This is a genomic window from Arthrobacter sp. ZGTC212, assembly GCF_002929255.1.
GTDB lineage: Bacteria > Actinomycetota > Actinomycetes > Actinomycetales > Micrococcaceae > Arthrobacter_B > Arthrobacter_B sunyaminii.
In genome coordinates this window covers 572,477-588,614 of record NZ_PJIJ01000002.1, presented here as the reverse complement: position 1 = coordinate 588,614, position 16,138 = coordinate 572,477, and the positions used below count along the sequence as shown (strand labels likewise).

The window sequence follows — 16,138 nt, the reverse complement described above, 5'->3', positions numbered from 1 at the left end:
CCGCTTTCCGTGTCAGCCATCATAGTGCCGCAGCACGGGGGTGTCAGGCGGCGCGGAACAGTTGCAGTGAGAAGGAAGCAGTCACCGGGATGGATTCCGGGAGTTCCGCCAAATTGTTCCTGAGCAAGTCCCGGTCCAGGTGCCGGGCCGAAGGCCCCATGAGGGCCACATTGCGAATGTCCGCCGCGCTGAGGTCCATGGAGTATGTGCAGTGCCGGGTCTGCTCCGCCCGGAAGTGGTCCTTGACCGCCGCCGCTACCCGGGTCTCCTTCTCGTCGCCGATGTCCAGCATCCCGGCCAAACTGCGAATTTCCTGCAGATGCTCCGGCTGCGGCGTGACAACCGCCAGGATCCCGTTCCCGGCCAGGACGCGGCGGAACTCCGGGACATTGCGCGGTGCAAACACATTAAGGACTGCATCCACTGACGCGTCACCGAGCGGAAGAGGGCGCCACACGTCCCAGACAAGGCAGGTGGCCGCCGGCAGCGCCCGGGCTGCACGGCGAAGGGCGAACTTTGAGATGTCCAGTGCCACTGCAGCTGTGCCGGGAAGGGCCTGGCTCACAGTGCCGAGGTAGTAGCCTGTGCCGGCGCCGGCATCGAGGACTGTCCGTGCACCCGGAACCGCATCCGCAACCATTCGGGCTAATTCCTGCGCCATGGGGCGGTAGTGGGCCGCTGCAAGGAAATCCACCCGCGCCTGCACCATTTCTGCTGTATCGGCAGCGAATTTTGTGCCGCTGCCTGTCAGCAGGTTGAAGTAGCCCTGGCGTGCGGCGTCGTAGCGGTGCCCGCCGGGACAGGTGAGGCTATGTTCCTGGTCCGTCTCCGCAGAAGACAGCGGCCCGCGGCAGACCGGGCACAGCAGCAGGGAAGGCGTTGCAGAAGGCATCCCTCTATCTTAGGTGCGGTCCGGGACGTGCTGACCTCACGTCCGGGACCGGCATCGGTAGTAGGCTCAAGCGCGTGAAACCATGTGATCTGGATCTCCTGACCTCCGTCTCTGCTCCTACCAATCATCCGGACGGCACGCACGCCGTGGTGTCTGCCACCAGACCCGATTTCGCGGCCGACGCCTACGTGGGCCAACTCTGGTCTGTGCCTCTGGGCGGCGGAGGCACGCCGCGGCGCCTGACCAGAGGTTTTTCCGACACCCAGCCGCAGTTTTCACCCGACGGGAATATGCTCGCTTTCCTGCGTTCGGCCCCCGGGAGCAAGCCGCAGGTCTTCACGGTTCCGGCGGCGGGAGGTGAGCCTGTGCAGCTTACCGATGCCAAAATGGGCGTGACCTGGTTCCGCTTTTCCCCGAATTCCGCCCAGATGGTGTTCACCTCAAGGGTACCCGTTCACGGCAGGTACGGAACGGTCGACGGCGTCGCCGCAGGCGCGGAGGATCCGCGCCTGATCAGCAGCTTCAAATACCGGGCAAACGGTGCCGGCTACACAGTGGACAAACGGATGCAGGCTTTTCTGCTCGACGTGCCGGCACTGGATGCCGAGCCGTGGATTGAGCCTGCGGGGCGGGTGAAGGAATCCCTCGGCGAGAATGCCGCTGCCGGCCGGTTCCCTGTTGCCCGGCAACTCACGAACGCCGAAGCCGATACTTCCGCACCTGTTTTCTCGGCAGACGGCAAGCGCATTCTGTTTACCTCGTCGCTTCATGACACCGCTGATGAGGACCTGGTATCCGACGTCTACTCCCTCGAACTGTCCGGCGGAGAGCCGGAACGTCTCACCAATCCGGGCGGTGCAGCCTCTCTGGGTGCCACGTCCCCGACACCGAGCGACGACGGTGAATGGCTGTTCTTCCTGGCCTCGGAGCTTTCCGCGTCCGGCACTGATTTCGTGGCCCGCAACACCTCGCTGTACGTCATGCCGTCGGACGGTTCGGCACCTGCCCGCCGGCTCACCGAGCCGGAGGGCATCGACTTGGCGGAGGGCGGCATCGTTCCCGCCGGGGGTTCAGCGGTTCTGGTTTTCAACCGAACCCGGGGCAGCGTGGAGCTGCTGCGGGTTGATGCCCAAGGCGAACAGGAAGTGCTTGTTACCGGTCCCCGCGTAATCCAGGGCGCAGCGGCAGCTGCAGGCGCCGTCGTCGTCAGCTATGCCGATGCGCGGACCATGGGAGACGCGGCCGTGCTGGACACGGGAGGGCTCCGGACACTGACGGATTTCTCCGCACCGCTGCGTTCGCAAACACGGCTGGCGCCTCTGGCGGAGCAGACGCATCCGTCCCGGGACGGTTACCCGGTACACGGCTGGGTGGCCCTGCCCGAAGGCCCCGGCCCGCATCCGGTGCTGCTGAACATCCACGGCGGACCGTTCGCCCAGTTTGACTGTGCCTACTTCGACGAAGCGCAGGCCTACGCAGCCGCCGGTTACGCGGTGGTCCAGTGCAACCCGCGCGGATCGGCCGGGTACGGGCAGGAACACGGCCGGGTGATCAAGGAAGCCATGGGAACCGTGGACTTGGATGACGTCCTGTCCTTCCTGGAAGGGGTGCTCCGGGACCATCCGGAACTGGACAGTGAACGGTTGGGAGTGATGGGCGGATCCTACGGCGGCTACCTCAGCGCATGGACCATCGCCAATGACCACAGGTTCACCGCCGCCATTGTGGAACGCGGGTTCCTGGATCCGCTGTCCTTCATCGGCTCTGCCGATATTGGATGGTTCTTCAGTGCCGCCTACACCGGCGGGGACCCTGCCAAAGTCCTGGCGCAAAGCCCGATGGCCCGGGTGGGAGACGTCCGGACGCCCACCCTGGTCATCCATTCAGAAGAGGATTTGCGCTGTCCGGTGGAGCAGGCACAGCGTTATTACACGGCATTGAAGCAGCACGGGGTTACCACGGAACTGTTGCTGTTTCCGGGCGAGAACCACGAGCTCTCCCGTGCAGGAACTCCCTGGCACCGGAAGCAGCGTTTTGAGCACATCCTGCGCTGGTGGGCGCAGTGGCTGCCGACGCCGGGGAACCCGGAGGAGCCGGGGAAGCCGGGGGAGGAGCCGGCCGGACCGGCGGACGCCGTCGGGCTCTAGACGCGCCTAGAAACCCAACCCGCGCCGGGCCTCGTCGATGGAGGGCGAGGCCCAGCGGCGCAGGTATTCCGCGTTGCTGCACAATGAGCGGGTCAGGACCTTGTCGACATACACCGTGCCGCCCAGATGGTCCGTTTCATGCTGAACAATCCGTGCCTGCCACCCCTGGAAGGTCCGTTCCACGGAAGCCCCGCCGGTATCGGTGTATTGCAGGGAAACGGACCGGAACCGCGGAACAACGCCCTGGTAGCCGTTGAAGGACAGACAGCCCTCGTAAAACTCAACGGTTTCGGGCCCGGCCGGTTGGTAGGCCGGATTGATAATCGTGAAGAAGGCCAGGGGGAGACGTTCACGCAGATCGGTGAGCTCGGGATCCTCGAAGGTGTCTTCCAGCACTGCCACCTGCAGCGGGATGCCCAGCTGCGGGGCGGCAAGGCCCACCCCGGGGGCAGCATGCATAACCCGGCGCATCAGAGAAATGAAGGCAGCCAGTTCACCGTCGTCGAGCTGGCCGTCGTAGGGGAGCGCGGGCTGTCGAAGGGCAGGATGGCCCAACTGTACGATCGGCGGCAGATCCGTTTCCAGCAGGGGCAGGACAAGATCGCGGATGAGTGAAGTTTCTGTGGGCACCGCCCCATCCTAGTTGCTTCCACCATTCTCACGGCGGCAGTGCCCCGGTAAGCTCGGGCCACCATGACAGAACAGCAGCCATATCAAGTCCTGGCGGTTCTCCCCGGCTTCGAGCTGCGGAACTACCCAGCCCACCTGGTGGCACAGGTAACAGTCCATTCGTCTATCGAAGCGGCGGGCAACACTGCGTTCCGATACCTGTTCGGGTACATCAGCGGGAAGAATCGGTCCAACCCTTCGGATCCGTCGCAGGACCCCGCGATTCATCCGATGCCGGTGAAGATCCCCATGACCGCGCCGGTGGTATTGCATCCTCAGACCCTGGACGAGACATACACCGTGGCCTTTGTGCTTCCGGAAACTCTGTCCACTGATACGGCCCCTGACCCGGATGATCCCGCAGTGACCATTGTCGCGATGCCGGAAAGCCGGGGAGCGGCAGCCTCGTTTTCGGGCCGATGGACGTCACGCAACTATCTGGACCACGCCGCGGCACTGGGGGAGGTGGTCAGTGCTGCGGGTTTGACTCCGCTGGGGCTGCCGCGCTTCGCCCTGTTTGACCCGCCGTACAGGCCGTGGTTCCTACGCCGGAACGAAGTGGTCCAAACCGTGGAGTGAACACGGACCGCGGCGGGCAAAAAAATACCCGGTTTGGATGCCACGGCAACACCGTAGACTTCCAAACCGGGCCAGATGCGGAAGGGTTAGCCTTCGCAGTCCACGCAGTACTTGTCGCCGTTCTTTTCCTTGGCGATCTGTGAGCGGTGGCGTACCAGGAAGCAGGACATGCAGGTGAACTCGTCAGCCTGTGCCGGGACAACCTTGATGAGCAGTTCTTCGCCGGACAAATCCGCACCGGGAAGTTCGAAACCGTCGATGGCATCCGTTTCGTCAGCGACGTCGCGAACGGCCGTCATGGCGCCGCCGCGCTGCTGTGCTTTCAGCCCTTCAAGGGAGTCGCTTGGACGGTCTTCTTCCTTGACGCGCGGAGCATCGTAATCAGTAGCCATTTGTTGTGCTTTTCTCCTGAAATTTGGGGGGTTAGGCGTAGATCATATAGCGATGAGGGTTGATTTCACCAACTGGGAATGAAAACGGCCATGATAGGCCCTACAGCGCCCCGGGGGAAGTGACCTGTACCCTATTTTTTTGCTCAGTCACCGCTGTGCTGCCTGCGTAGGTTTCGTCGTTTGCTCCGGGGTTTCACCCGGTCGTCAACGGAAATCGCAGGGGATCGGCAGGGGATCCGCACTGGGAGCCTTGCCGTAGTTATGTCATCCGGCACCTGGCAGTCCTGGCAGTCCTGGCAGAACTTCAGTGTTATGACAAGCTGCGGCGGGCGCGCTTCCGCGGCTCGCTGCCGCTCGAGGCGTTATGTCAACAAGAATCCAGGGCGCCGGACCGGGAGTCAGTTCGCCGTGGCACGTTATGTCAACTCATGCGGGTGTGCGGGTGGGCGGTGCAGCAGTCCTGCAGGAAGTGACCCGTATGTGCAGATTCGGAGCAGGAACTGGAGAGCTCAAGGCCGTTGGCGACTCCGAGGATGAGTCTGGGGCGTAGCCGAAGGTCTCGGCTACGGGTGCAGATGGTGCCTTTTCAGTAATGCAGGAAACTGGTCTGCAGCCCCTCTCGGGCGACTCTGATCTAACGCCGATAATCTACATTATGTAAAGTAACGCTGAGAAGGAGCTCCCCCGCACCGCCTGAGCCGGTACCTTCGCAGCTGGAACTCAGCCCAGCGCAGCGGTCGACGGCAAACGCTGCGGCAAGCTCCGGAAACTTTTCTTCCGGCGTCGATATCCCGGGGTGCCGTTCGACGGCATAGTAGAAGGCGCACACCGCGGCTTCATGATGAAGAAGGAGTCAGCCGTGAAATACATGCTCATCATGCGTTCCACTGACGCAGCACAGGAAGCCTATAAGGATCTGCCCTTCGAGGAAGTCATCAACCGGATGGGTGCCTACAACGAATCGATGATCAACGCCGGGGTCCTGCTCGCCGGAGAAGGCCTGGCCGACGTGGCACAGGATCCGGACAACTCGTTCGTCGTCGATTTCTCGGAGGATCCCCCGCTGGTTACCGACGGCCCCTACGGCGAAACCCACGAGCTGTTCAACGGGTTCTGGATCCTGCAGGTGTCCTCCAAAGACGAAGCGGCCGAATGGGCGAGGCGATGCCCGCTGGGTGCCGGCTCCAAGCTGGAGGTTCGCCGGGTAACTGAGGCCGAAGATTTCGCCGCGTTCGCCGATAACGAGTACATCCAAAAGGAAGAAGGATGGCGCGAAGAAGAGGCGAAACTGCGCGCGGAGAACGCGTAGCCGCCAAACCGAGATCCTCCGTGGTTCAGGACGAGGTCCTGAGGGCGGCGGTCCCCCGCCGTATCGAGGCGCTGTGGCGCATCGAAGGCCCCCGGATTGTCGCAGCCCTGGCACGGGTCACCGGCGACATCGGCTTTGCCGAAGACATGGCACAGGAAGCCGTTGCGGATGCGCTCGAGCAGTGGCCCGCAACAGGCGTGCCCCGGAATCCGGCTGCCTGGCTCACAGCGGTGGCCAAACGCAGGGCTATCGACAGCTGGCGGCGGGCTGAACGGTTGGACGCGCGGTACCGCCAGCTGGCGCAGGAAGTAAAGGACGACGTCGTCGTGGACTGGGATCCCGTCCCCGACGACGTCCTCCGGCTGGTCTTTTCCGCCTGCCATCCAGTCCTCCCCCGTGAGGCGCAGATTGCCTTGACGCTTCGTGTGGTGGGCGGGTTGTCCACCGCGGACATTGCCAGGCTTTTCGTTCTCCCCGTGGCGACGGTGCAGCAGCGCATTGTTCGGGCCAAAAGGACCTTGGCGGCCGCCAAAGTTCCGTTTGAGGTTCCCGAGCCCCGCGAGTGGGCGCCGAGGCTGGCCGGCGTGCTCCGGGTGATCTACCTGATGTTCACCGAAGGGTACTCGGCAACATCCGGCAACCAATGGATACGGCGAGACCTGGCGGGCGAAGCGCTGCGGCTGGGTCGTGTCCTGGCGCGGCTGGTGCCGCGGGAGCCGGAGGCGCACGCGCTCGTTGCACTGATGGAGTTCCAGGCCTCCCGGTTTGCTGCCCGGACCCGGGGTGACGGTACGCCGATCCTGCTGGCGGATCAGGATCGGAGCCGCTGGAACCGCGGCCAGATTGAACGCGGACGCGAAGCGCTGGCATGCGCGGATGCGCTTGGTCATGGACGGGGAAACTATGCGCTGCAGGCAGCCATCGCCCAGTGCCACTGTGATGCGGTGAGGATTGATGACACGGATTGGGAGCAGATTGTGCTGCTGTATGAGGCTCTCGGTCGGCTGGCGCCCAGCCCGGTGGTGGAATTGAACCGGGCGGTGGCGGTCTCGATGGCGACCGGCCCGGCAACCGCGCTGGCGATTGTGGACCGCCTCGTCTCGCAGGGAGCACTGCGGGGCTCCCATTTGCTGCCCAGTGTGCGCGGCGAGCTGCTGGTCCGGCTCGGGCGCCCGGATGAAGCCCGCGCCGAATTTGCGGCCTCCGCAGCGTTGGCGGGGAATGCCCGGGAGCGGGAGTTGCTGTTGCGCCGGGCGGCAGAATGAACGGCCGGCACTCCCCTGCCTGAGTCCACTGCTTGTATCCGCAAGTGTTACTAGGCGGCCTTTCCCCGTTCCCGGAGCACGGCTGCCCGCACCTGTGCCGGGTCTACTCCCAGTGAAGCGATCGTTCGCGCCGCCAGCCCGGAGTCCTCGGCAATCAGCCCCAGCAGGATGTGCTCAACGGTAATCGCCTTATCGTTCAACGCGATCGCTTGGCGCAGTGAATGCTCCAAGGCTCCCTTGGCTGACGCGGTGAAGGGGATATGGCCGGCACTGCTGCGGCCCGGGAACCGGAAGCGCCGGCGCTGCGGCCGGTCCAGAGCTCCGGCCCCGAAGCTGGCTTCCACGCGTTTTCGGACCGCGTACAGGTCGACGCCGATGGCCTCCAATGCCTGCGCGTCAGCGGCACCGAGTCCTTGGGTGCGCTGTGCCACGGCATCACTCTCGATGCCGAGCTGGTGCAGGACCCGGGCGGCGGGATTGTCGCCGCCGGCCAAGATGCCGAGCAGGAGATGGTCTGCCGTTATTTCGCGGGCCTCCAGCTTCCTTGCCTGTTCCTGCGCTTCAATGACAATTGTGCGTGCGTCCTGGGTAAACCGTTCAAACATCGCTGCCTCCCCTGTCCTTGGAGCGGCCAAGCCGCCCGGCATGCTTTTTGTGCACTGCCTGCTTTGATACCCCGACGACGGCGGCAATTTCCGCCCACGACCAACCCAGACGCCGGGCATTCTCCACTTGGAGATCCTCAAGCTGTTCCACGAGGCGCCGCAGAGCCGCCACTGCGCGCAATCCCACGGCAGGATCACGGCTGGTGCCGTCACTGATCAGTTCGTCCCGTGTGGCCATATCGTCAACATAAGCTGACGCGCCGCCATCGTCAACCCTTGTTGCCAAAGAAGGTCAAAATAACCGGCCCGGGCACCGATGGCGAAACTCACCATACTCACATAAACTCACAGCATGCCGGAAACGGAAACTCACAAGACTCATACAAACTCACAGGGAGCCCCGCTGATGGAGAATCCCTTCCGCCCATCGGCGGGGGCAACACCCCCGCAAATCCTGGGCCGCGCAGGCGTGCTCGACGAGTTCGAGTACGGACTCCGCCTGGGGTCCGGCGCTCCGGGATTATTGACGATTTTCACCGGGGCCCGCGGAATCGGCAAGACGGTCATGCTCGGCGCCGCCCACGACGTAGCCCGGGAAAACGGTTGGGCCGTGATTTCCGAGACTGCCACCACCGGTTTCATGGGCCGGATCGGCGAATCCATGCGAGGCATCGCTGAGGAACTGGGATCCGGGCCGGTGAATCGCAAAATCACCGCAATCGCTGCCGCCGGCTTCAGCATCACCACCCAACTTCCGCCGGAGCGCCAGGTGGCGTGGCGAACAATGGGCGAGGAACTCCTGAAGCTCTTGGATGACCACGGCACCGGGCTGATCATCACGGTGGATGAGATCCATGCTGCTGACCGCGGCGAACTTGCCCAGCTGGCCGCCAGCGTCCAGCACTTCATCCAGGACCGGCTTCCCATAGGTCTAGTCTTTGCCGGGCTTCCGGCTGCCGTGTCCGATCTGCTCAACGAAGGTGTGGCCACGTTCCTCCGCCGTGCCGACAAGATAGATCTTCACGCAGCCGCGGTCCGTGAAGTGGAGGAGTCCTTCGCCGCCACCTTCTCCCACGCATCCATCAAGGTCTCCCCCGGCCTCGTGCGCCAGGCAGCCGAAGCCACCGGCGGGTATCCCTTCCTGATTCAGCTCGTTGGTTATTTTCTCTGGCGCGAAGCCGAAGGCAACCAGGGCAGCCTCACCTCGGAGGCTGTCGACCGGGCCATTGCGGCAGCCAACCGCCGCAATGTGCGGACGGTCATCGAAGCCGCCCTTGCCGCCGCCTCCCCTAAGGACCTGGACTTCCTTGCGGCCATGGCAGAGGATGACGGACCGTCCCTGGCCGGAGACATTGGCCGCCGTATCGGGGCCAAGACAAATCTCGTGGCAAACTACCGCTCCCGGCTCTTGGCGGCCGGACTCATAGAATCCGCCGGACACGGCAAGGTTACCTTTGCCATTCCAGGCCTCCGCCAGCATCTCCGGTCTCAGCCGGGACGACCTTGAGAAACTAGAAACAGGTATACGACCGGTAGACACACACCGTCTGACGGTGCCCTGCATCACTAAAATAGAACGTATGTACTACTCCCCAGCTCTCAGTGATGGCCGCAGGGAACTAGCCTCTGCCCCGAGAAGTTCGACCGTAGCCACCGGATCAGCATCCGGGGGTCCATGTGTTAGCGCGGCCCGTGTCGAGAACACCGCTCCGCGTGACCAGCTGGAGGTGTTGGAGGCTGCTGAGCGTGCCCGGTTGATTGATGAGATTCGGTTGCTGGAGGAACTGAAGTCCGCGGCTGCGGCGGCGCAGGCTCGGGCTGCGGCGGCGTTTGATGCCTCGACCCGCCGTGCCCAGGTCCGGGCGGGATTGGCGGCGGAGGAGTTGGGCCGGGGTGTGGGCGCGCAGGTGGGGTTGGCCCGCCGGGAGTCCCCGCACCGGGGCAACCGGTTGCTGGGCTTGGCGAAGATCCTGACCGCGGAAATGCCGTGCACCCTGCACGCTTTGAGTGTGGGGGTGCTCAGCGAGTGGTGGGCGACATTGTTGGTGCGGGAGACGGCGTGCCTGTCCCGCCAGGACCGGGGCCGGGTGGACGAGGTCGTGGCCGGGAACCTGGCGGGGTTGGAGGCCCTGGGTGATCGGGCGTTGATCGCGAGGGTGAGGTCGGTGGCGTACAGGTTGGATCCGCAGTCGGTGGTGAACCGAGCGGCGAAGGCGGTCGAGGGCCGGTATGTGTCGTGTCGTCCGGCGCCGGACACGATGACGTATTTGACGGGGTTGTTGCCGGTGGCCCAGGGGGTGGGGGTGTTCGCGGCGTTGTCGCGGGAAGCTGACCGGTTGCGTGCTGCCGGGGATTGCCGGGGCCGGGGTCAGATTATGGCCGATACGTTGGTGGAGCGGGTCACGGGGCAGGCGCGGGCGGAGGATGTGCGGGTGGAGGTGCAGTTGATCATGACGGACCGGGCGTTGCTGGCCGGGGTGCTGCCCGCGGGTGTCATGGATTCCGGTGCCATGGATGCCGGTGCTGCGGGCGCCGGTGTTCCTGTTGCCGGTGTTCCTGATGGTTCAGGGTCGGCGGTGTTGGCGGGGTACGGGGTGGTGCCGGCGCAGTGGGCGCGGGACCTGATCCGCGGCAGCGGGCCGGACACTGGGTCGGGTTCCGGATCATCATCCGCCGCGGTTGACCTTCATGGTGCTGAAGGAACATTGTCGGGGTGGGGCAGGCCGCGGGTGCGGCCGGATCCGCGGACCGAGGTGTGGCTGCGGCGGTTGTATGCGGTTCCCGGGTCGGGGCGGTTGGTGGCGATGGATTCGAAGGCACGGTTGGTGCCGAAGGGTTTGGCACGGTTTATCGCTGCTAGGGACCGGGTGTGCCGGATGTCGTGGTGTGGTGCTCCGATCCGGCATTTTGACCATGTTGTGCCGGTTCGTGAGGGTGGCTTGACGTCGGCGGAGAATGTTCAGGGTTTGTGTGAGGCCTGCAATCAGGCCAAGGAAGCACCCGGCTGGACCGCCCGAACCACGCAGGACATCGCGGACCACACGCCGGATGGCAGGCACACGGTGGTCACCACGACCCCAACGGGGCATTCATATAGTTCAACCGCACCACCATTGTGCTGAACTGCACCACGGGGGCCCCGTTACAGGCATCCCGCAGAACGCAGGCATACCGCAGAACGCCAGCATCCGGACAGTACGCGAGCGCCGAACGCCGGCAGTCTGACTCCTCGCCCGCTCTCCGTGTTCTGGGTAGGGTGTGAGCCATGGCAGAACCAATGACCGTTCTTCCGCGCCCATGGGAGCAGGCCGTCGACTATGTCCGCAGCCGAACAGCAGGACCTCCGCTTGATCTATCCCTGGATGTAACCATCCACTTCCATCCTGATTCTCCGGTCAATGACGTCTCCCTGCTGGAACGCCTGGTGAAGGATGGTCTCTACCGGTCGCAGTTTGAAACCGGCACGGGAAACGGCGGGCTCACGGCATGGCCAGGCGGCGAGCGCTGGCGCTGGGAACAGCGCATGTTCGGCGGAGCTTATGACAGCGCCCCGGCAGCCGAGCGGCCCAAATACGGTTCGCTCAATTACCGCAGGCTCCCCGTGGGTGGATCCGTTCGGTTCGGCTCCTCCCATTTCCGGCTCAAGCACTCGGAATACGGGCGGCTGACCTTCTGCTTCCCGGACAGCAGCACCGAGCCGGAGCATTTTGGAACGATGGACCGGATGCCGTTGGTTGGTATGGCGGCACAGTACTCAGAGGAGTCCGGGCTTGATGTGCTGGACGACCACATCGAAGCGCACATCCACGGCCCGCTGCAGCTCAACAGTCATATTGCAGCGCTGGTACTGGACCCCTCCTACCGCGGCACGGTGGTCGAGGTTGCTGCCCGCAGGCTGCCGTGTCCCGTCGAGTGGCACGAGGGCTTTCGCCTCAGTAGCGATGAACTGGCACGGCACGCGGACTATCGGGGCCGGAATATCGTATCCGCCGGCCAAAGCATCGCTGAAGACGGATGGCTTGATCCCCGCATTATCGGGCAGGCCGTCAGGGATCGGCGCTTTGACCGGCAGACACTGAAGCAGATCTGGCACTGCGTAGCGAGGTTCGGGTACAACTGGGGTGCCGCTGGCATACCCTCACCCCCTCAGCAGAACGACTAGAACAGATGTTCGAATCATCCGTACCTAGGAACCGGAGACTGCCTCCATTCCCCCGGACAGGGAAAGCGCGACGGCAGGTGGACGCTCACATGTGCTGTTGATCGGCAGTGCGGTTCCGGCTTCTGCGGAAGCAAGGACCGCTTCCATGACCTCGAGAACGTGGAAGCCCATTTCCCCGCTGGCACGAGGCAGTTCCCCGGCCGGCGTTCGGGCCAGGTCCTGTAGGCCAATCCCCCGCGACGCGTCCTGGTAACCGGCGGATACGGGCACCACCTCCCATTCCTCGCCGTCGAGCCGGCGCAGTTGGACTTCCCCGTTGAACCGGTTGGGATCAGGCACCACCAGTGATCCGGTTTCTCCGTGGACCTCAATGTTGGCGGCCCGGGTGGCCACCGCGTCAAAACTCATGACCAGCGTGGACAGCGCACCGGAGGCATGGATCAGCACCCCCGTTACGTGCGTGGGAGTGCTGACCGGAATCTCTTCCCCCGTGCGCGGGCCGGAACCAATGACCCGGGTACTGCGCGTGCTGCTGGAGGCACCGACGACGGAGGTCACCGGACCGAGCAGCGTCACCAGCGCGGAGACATAGTAGGGACCCATGTCCAGCAAGGGTCCTCCACCGGGAACGTAGTAGAAGTCAGGGTTCGGGTGCCACCGCTCATGCCCCGGTGTCACCATGGTGGCGGTCGCCGAGATCGGCTTGCCGATCAGCCCGTCGTCAATGGCCTTGCGTGCAGTCTGGGTTCCCGTGCCGAGCACAGTATCCGGGGCTGATCCCAGGATCACGCCGGCTGCTGCCGCCGCTGCCAGCATCGACTGCCCCTCTGCGGTGCCTGCAGCCAATGGCTTCTCGCCATACACGTGTTTGCCAGCCGCAATGGCTTTAAGCGCAACTTCTGCATGGGCTGCCGGAATGGTGAGGTTCAAGACCAGGTCAACGGCGTCGTCGGACAGCAGTTCGTCCACAGTCAGGGCCCGGACCCCGGGGTGGGCTGCGGCTACGGCCTGTGCGCGGTCCATATCGAGGTCCGCAACAGCCGTCAGGGTGACAGCGTCCAACCGCGGAAAGGTCTCCAGGTACGCTGCGCTGATATTTCCGCAACCCACCATGCCAATCCTCATCGGAGCTGCACCTGTTGAATCGTTGGTTAGCGGCTGGCCCACAGCATGCCCCTCTCAATGATGGTTGAGACGCTCGGATCCTGCAGGACCTCCACCGAGTGTCCCGGAGTCGCCACGAAGATCCTGCCCTCGCCCCACTGCCGCGTCCACACTGCCGGGCAGGTCACCGGGCGATGCCAGGCATCCCATTCCCGTGCCGGAAGCGTGGTGGTGGCGAGGACATCGATGTAGTCGTCGGTAAGCACCCAGTACTGCTCGGTGCGCAGGCTGAAATCGGAGAGCCCGGCGGTAATGGGATGGTCAGCTGCTGCCGGCAGCATGTTCACCGTGTAGTCGATGAAGTTGTCCGACGCGTCGCCTATGCGCTCGTCCGGATGCTTGCCGGGGTGGCAGGCGAACTGTCCGCCGATCAGGTGAAGGTAATCCGAGCTGTTGCGGTAGGAATCGGCAATGCCGCCGTGCCAGCCGGCCATCCCGGTCCCGGCCTCGATAGCGGCTCGCAGCCCTTCGAACTCCTCCCGCTCAATGGTGTTCATGGTGTTGCATTGGACGATGAGGTCCACGCCGGCCATGTAAGAGGCGTCGGCGTAGATCTTGGGGGATTCCTCAATCCGGATGTCGAATCCGCTGTCCCTGAGGTGCGGCATGAAAAGCTCGGTGGCTTCAACGGGCTGATGTCCGTCCCAGCCGCCCCGGACAACCAGGGCCTGACGTGTGGTGCTCATGGAAAATCGTCCTTTACTTGGTTGCAAAAGCTGAATCGAAGGCGGCGTCCGGCGGAGTGATCTGTGCGAGGGATTTCACCAGTGCCAGGGCGGATGGGCCGCCCACCAAACGGTCCATGCCGGCGTCCTCCCATTCCACGCTCGTCGGGCCGGTATAGCCGATGGCGTTGAGCATGCGGAAAATGCGCTCCCACGGAACATCACCGTGTCCTGCCGTGACAAAATCCCATCCCCGGCGTGGATCACCCCACGGCAGATGTGACCCCAGCCGGCCGTTGCGGCCATCCAGTTGTTTCACCGACTCCTTGACATGCACGTGATAGATCCGGTCACGGAAGTCGTAAAGGAAAGCTGCCGGATCAAGGTCCTGCCAGATGAAATGGGAGGGATCGAAGTTCAGCCCGAAGCCTTCCCGGTGGCCGATGGCTTCCAGGGTCCGGTGCGCCGTCCAGTAGTCGTAGGCAATCTCTGACGGGTGGACCTCGAGGGCAAAACGGACGCCCACCTCATCAAAAACGTCAATGATGGGATTCCAGCGGTCGGCAAAGTCCTGATAACCGCGATCGATCATGCCCTCGGGCACCGGCGGGAACATTGCCACCGTCTTCCAGATGGCCGATCCGGTGAAGCCCGTCACCGTTTTTACTCCGAGGCGGGCTGCGGCCCGTGCGGTCATCTTGAGTTCTTCAGCGGCGCGGGTGCGCACGCCTTCCGGCTCCCCGTCGCCCCAGACCCGGGCCGAAACAATTCCCTGGTGCCGTTCATCAATCGGATCGTCACAGACGGCCTGTCCGTTGAGGTGGTTCGAAATGGCATGGACCGAAAGATTGTTGCGCTTGAGGATGTCGAGCCGGTCCTGCAGGTATTCGTCATCCTCCACCGCCCGCCAAACATCCAGGTGGTCCCCCCAGCAGGCGATTTCAAGGCCGTCAAAACCCCACTCGCCCGCCAGCCGGGCAACTTCTTCGAACGGAAGGTCGGCCCACTGGCCGGTGAACAGCGTGATGGGGCGGGTCATCGGATCTCCTCTGTCGTAGTTTTCAGGGCGGCTCCGGCGGATGAGTGCGCGGTTGCGTCCACCGGCGTCCAGCGGCTGTCATCAGCCGCACTTTCCTCGACGGCTGCGAGTACCCGCTGCACCTGGAGGGCATCGGCGAACGACGGCGCGGGCTGTGTACCGGCGGCGAGCGCCGCCACCAGGTCCGCCGCCTGATGTGTGAAACCGTGCTCATAACCCAACCCGTGGCCGGTGGGCCACCAATTGCCGACGTAGGGGTGCTCCGGCTCCGTGACCATGATGCGGTGGAAACCCTGTTCTCCCGGGCGGTCGGTTCCGTCGTAGAACTGGAGGAAGTTCATGTCCTCAAAATCGAAGGCCAGGGAACCCTGCGATCCGTTCACTTCCAGGCGCATGGCATTCTTTCGGCCCAGGGCCGCGCGGGTGGCCTCGAAGACGCCGATGGGTCCGCCGTCGAAACGGGCGGTGAAGATGGCGGCGTCATCCACGCTCACGTCCCCCATGGGCTGGTCCTCTCCGGCGGCACCGTGCCCGCCAAGCCCAACGAAGTCCCCGCCCACCGGACGGCGCCGGGTGAAGGTCTCCAGCAGGGCGGAGACCCCGGTGATCTGCTGCCCGGTGACAAACTGCGCCGCGTCAATGATGTGCGCGCCAATGTCGCCCAGTGCGCCGGATCCCGACACCTCCCGGTCCAGCCGCCAGGTCAGCGGCGCGTTTTCATCGCTGAGCCAGTCCTGGAGGTACTGCGCCCGCACCTGGCGGATCTTCCCCAGCCGGCCGTCGTCGACCATCCGCTTCGCCAGTGCCAGTGCCGGTGTGCGCCGGTACGAATACCCGCACATGGCAAAGACCCCGTTGCGTGCCGCCTCCTGTGCTGCAGCCGCCATCTCCTCGGCTTCTGCCACCGTGTTGGCGAGCGGTTTCTCGCACAATACGTGTTTCCCCGCGCGCAGGGCGGCAACCGCAATCTCGGCATGGGTGTTACCGGGCGAGCAGATGTCGATCAGGTCGATGTCATCCCGTTCGATGAGCGCCCGCCAATCAGTTTCCGTGGAAGCCCAGCCCATACGTGCTGCGGCTTCCTCCACAGCGGCGGCGTTTCGTCCGGCCACAGCCGTGAGCTGAGGTGTCAGCGGCAGATCGAAGAAACGGTGGGCAGTGCGCCATGCATGTGAATGGGCAGCACCCATAAAGGCGTAGCCAACCATTCCGATCCGGAGCGGGGCAGGTTCTGCCTTGGTCATAGAGGT

16 protein-coding genes are annotated in these 16,138 nt (G+C 64.1%); 7 read left to right on the top strand and 9 right to left on the bottom strand.

Annotation, left to right across the window (positions count from 1 at the left end):
- Positions 1-43 precede the first annotated feature (43 nt).
- Positions 44-892: a putative RNA methyltransferase gene (locus tag CXQ89_RS09430; protein WP_104161077.1), complete on the bottom strand. Its 849-nt coding sequence runs from the start codon at positions 890-892 to the stop codon at positions 44-46.
- A 74-nt stretch (positions 893-966) separates the two neighbouring features.
- Between CXQ89_RS09430 and CXQ89_RS09425 the strand changes: the two genes are divergently transcribed.
- The gene (locus CXQ89_RS09425; protein ID WP_104161076.1) at positions 967-3,039 is read left to right on the top strand and encodes a S9 family peptidase; all 2,073 of its coding nucleotides are present in this window, start codon (positions 967-969) and stop codon (positions 3,037-3,039) included.
- A gap of 6 nt (positions 3,040-3,045) precedes the next feature.
- Here the strand turns inward: CXQ89_RS09425 and CXQ89_RS09420 are convergent, their stop codons facing one another.
- Positions 3,046-3,669, bottom strand: coding sequence for a peptide deformylase (locus tag CXQ89_RS09420; RefSeq protein WP_104054269.1), 624 nt, complete (start codon positions 3,667-3,669; stop codon positions 3,046-3,048).
- Between the two features lie 63 nt (positions 3,670-3,732).
- Between CXQ89_RS09420 and CXQ89_RS09415 the strand changes: the two genes are divergently transcribed.
- A complete protein-coding gene (locus CXQ89_RS09415; protein WP_104161075.1) occupies positions 3,733-4,287 on the top strand; it encodes a heme-binding protein in 555 nt (184 codons plus the stop codon).
- Positions 4,288-4,373: 86 nt separating this feature from the next.
- Here CXQ89_RS09415 and CXQ89_RS09410 read toward each other — a convergent pair whose 3' ends face one another.
- Positions 4,374-4,679, bottom strand: coding sequence for a DUF4193 domain-containing protein (locus CXQ89_RS09410; protein WP_104054271.1), 306 nt, complete (start codon positions 4,677-4,679; stop codon positions 4,374-4,376).
- 859 nt (positions 4,680-5,538) lie between these two features.
- On the opposite strand from CXQ89_RS09410, the gene CXQ89_RS09405 reads away from it, so the two are divergent.
- Together CXQ89_RS09405 and CXQ89_RS09400 are read left to right on the top strand one after the other, a co-directional pair.
- The gene (locus tag CXQ89_RS09405) at positions 5,539-5,988 is read left to right on the top strand and encodes a YciI family protein (protein ID WP_104104080.1); all 450 of its coding nucleotides are present in this window, start codon (positions 5,539-5,541) and stop codon (positions 5,986-5,988) included.
- On the top strand, positions 5,946-7,253 hold the full coding sequence (locus tag CXQ89_RS09400) for an RNA polymerase sigma factor (RefSeq protein ID WP_104161074.1): 1,308 nt from the start codon (positions 5,946-5,948) through the stop codon (positions 7,251-7,253). The genes CXQ89_RS09405 and CXQ89_RS09400 overlap by 43 nt, the downstream gene beginning before the upstream one ends.
- A gap of 50 nt (positions 7,254-7,303) precedes the next feature.
- Here CXQ89_RS09400 and CXQ89_RS09395 read toward each other — a convergent pair whose 3' ends face one another.
- Together CXQ89_RS09395 and CXQ89_RS09390 are read right to left on the bottom strand one after the other, a co-directional pair.
- Positions 7,304-7,858, bottom strand: a complete 555-nt coding sequence (locus CXQ89_RS09395; protein ID WP_104054273.1) for a Clp protease N-terminal domain-containing protein — start codon at positions 7,856-7,858, stop codon at positions 7,304-7,306.
- Positions 7,851-8,096, bottom strand: coding sequence for a hypothetical protein (locus CXQ89_RS09390; RefSeq protein WP_104103576.1), 246 nt, complete (start codon positions 8,094-8,096; stop codon positions 7,851-7,853). The genes CXQ89_RS09395 and CXQ89_RS09390 overlap by 8 nt, the downstream gene beginning before the upstream one ends.
- A gap of 168 nt (positions 8,097-8,264) precedes the next feature.
- Here CXQ89_RS09390 and CXQ89_RS09385 point away from each other — a divergent pair, with 168 nt between their 5' ends.
- The 3 genes from CXQ89_RS09385 to CXQ89_RS09370 all read left to right on the top strand — a co-directional run bounded on the left by CXQ89_RS09385 (position 8,265) and on the right by CXQ89_RS09370 (position 12,020).
- Positions 8,265-9,365 (top strand): ATP-binding protein, encoded by a 1,101-nt coding sequence (locus CXQ89_RS09385; RefSeq protein WP_104161073.1) that lies wholly within the window; start codon positions 8,265-8,267, stop codon positions 9,363-9,365.
- A gap of 247 nt (positions 9,366-9,612) precedes the next feature.
- The gene (locus CXQ89_RS18850; protein ID WP_258060005.1) at positions 9,613-10,980 is read left to right on the top strand and encodes an HNH endonuclease signature motif containing protein; all 1,368 of its coding nucleotides are present in this window, start codon (positions 9,613-9,615) and stop codon (positions 10,978-10,980) included.
- A gap of 143 nt (positions 10,981-11,123) precedes the next feature.
- Entirely contained in the window at positions 11,124-12,020 is an 897-nt protein-coding gene (locus CXQ89_RS09370) for a DUF3626 domain-containing protein (RefSeq protein ID WP_104161072.1), read from the top strand.
- A 24-nt stretch (positions 12,021-12,044) separates the two neighbouring features.
- Here CXQ89_RS09370 and CXQ89_RS09365 read toward each other — a convergent pair whose 3' ends face one another.
- The 4 genes from CXQ89_RS09365 to CXQ89_RS09350 are packed head-to-tail and all read right to left on the bottom strand — an operon-like array spanning position 12,045 to position 16,132.
- Positions 12,045-13,133, bottom strand: a complete 1,089-nt coding sequence (locus CXQ89_RS09365; RefSeq protein WP_258060002.1) for a Gfo/Idh/MocA family protein — start codon at positions 13,131-13,133, stop codon at positions 12,045-12,047.
- Between the two features lie 38 nt (positions 13,134-13,171).
- The gene (locus tag CXQ89_RS09360) at positions 13,172-13,870 is read right to left on the bottom strand and encodes a ThuA domain-containing protein (RefSeq protein ID WP_104161070.1); all 699 of its coding nucleotides are present in this window, start codon (positions 13,868-13,870) and stop codon (positions 13,172-13,174) included.
- Between the two features lie 13 nt (positions 13,871-13,883).
- Positions 13,884-14,888 (bottom strand): sugar phosphate isomerase/epimerase, encoded by a 1,005-nt coding sequence (locus CXQ89_RS09355; protein WP_104161069.1) that lies wholly within the window; start codon positions 14,886-14,888, stop codon positions 13,884-13,886.
- On the bottom strand, positions 14,885-16,132 hold the full coding sequence (locus tag CXQ89_RS09350; RefSeq protein ID WP_104161068.1) for a Gfo/Idh/MocA family protein: 1,248 nt from the start codon (positions 16,130-16,132) through the stop codon (positions 14,885-14,887). Before CXQ89_RS09350 ends, CXQ89_RS09355 begins: the two co-directional genes overlap by 4 nt.
- Between the last annotated feature and the right edge of the window lie 6 nt (positions 16,133-16,138).

What these genes read in the sequence shown, in the direction of transcription:
- CXQ89_RS09430 (WP_104161077.1), bottom strand. Translation starts at nt 892, where the DNA reads ATGCCTTCTGCAACGCCTTCCCTGCTGCTGTGCCCGGTCTGCCGCGGG.
- CXQ89_RS09415 (WP_104161075.1), top strand. Translation starts at nt 3,733, where the DNA reads ATGACAGAACAGCAGCCATATCAAGTCCTGGCGGTTCTCCCCGGCTTC.
- CXQ89_RS09410 (WP_104054271.1), bottom strand. Translation starts at nt 4,679, where the DNA reads ATGGCTACTGATTACGATGCTCCGCGCGTCAAGGAAGAAGACCGTCCA.
- CXQ89_RS09400 (WP_104161074.1), top strand. Translation starts at nt 5,946, where the DNA reads ATGGCGCGAAGAAGAGGCGAAACTGCGCGCGGAGAACGCGTAGCCGCC.
- CXQ89_RS09395 (WP_104054273.1), bottom strand. Translation starts at nt 7,858, where the DNA reads ATGTTTGAACGGTTTACCCAGGACGCACGCACAATTGTCATTGAAGCG.
- CXQ89_RS09390 (WP_104103576.1), bottom strand. Translation starts at nt 8,096, where the DNA reads ATGGCCACACGGGACGAACTGATCAGTGACGGCACCAGCCGTGATCCT.
- CXQ89_RS09385 (WP_104161073.1), top strand. Translation starts at nt 8,265, where the DNA reads ATGGAGAATCCCTTCCGCCCATCGGCGGGGGCAACACCCCCGCAAATC.
- CXQ89_RS09370 (WP_104161072.1), top strand. Translation starts at nt 11,124, where the DNA reads ATGGCAGAACCAATGACCGTTCTTCCGCGCCCATGGGAGCAGGCCGTC.
- CXQ89_RS09365 (WP_258060002.1), bottom strand. Translation starts at nt 13,133, where the DNA reads ATGGTGGGTTGCGGAAATATCAGCGCAGCGTACCTGGAGACCTTTCCG.
- CXQ89_RS09360 (WP_104161070.1), bottom strand. Translation starts at nt 13,870, where the DNA reads ATGAGCACCACACGTCAGGCCCTGGTTGTCCGGGGCGGCTGGGACGGA.
- CXQ89_RS09355 (WP_104161069.1), bottom strand. Translation starts at nt 14,888, where the DNA reads ATGACCCGCCCCATCACGCTGTTCACCGGCCAGTGGGCCGACCTTCCG.
- CXQ89_RS09350 (WP_104161068.1), bottom strand. Translation starts at nt 16,132, where the DNA reads ATGACCAAGGCAGAACCTGCCCCGCTCCGGATCGGAATGGTTGGCTAC.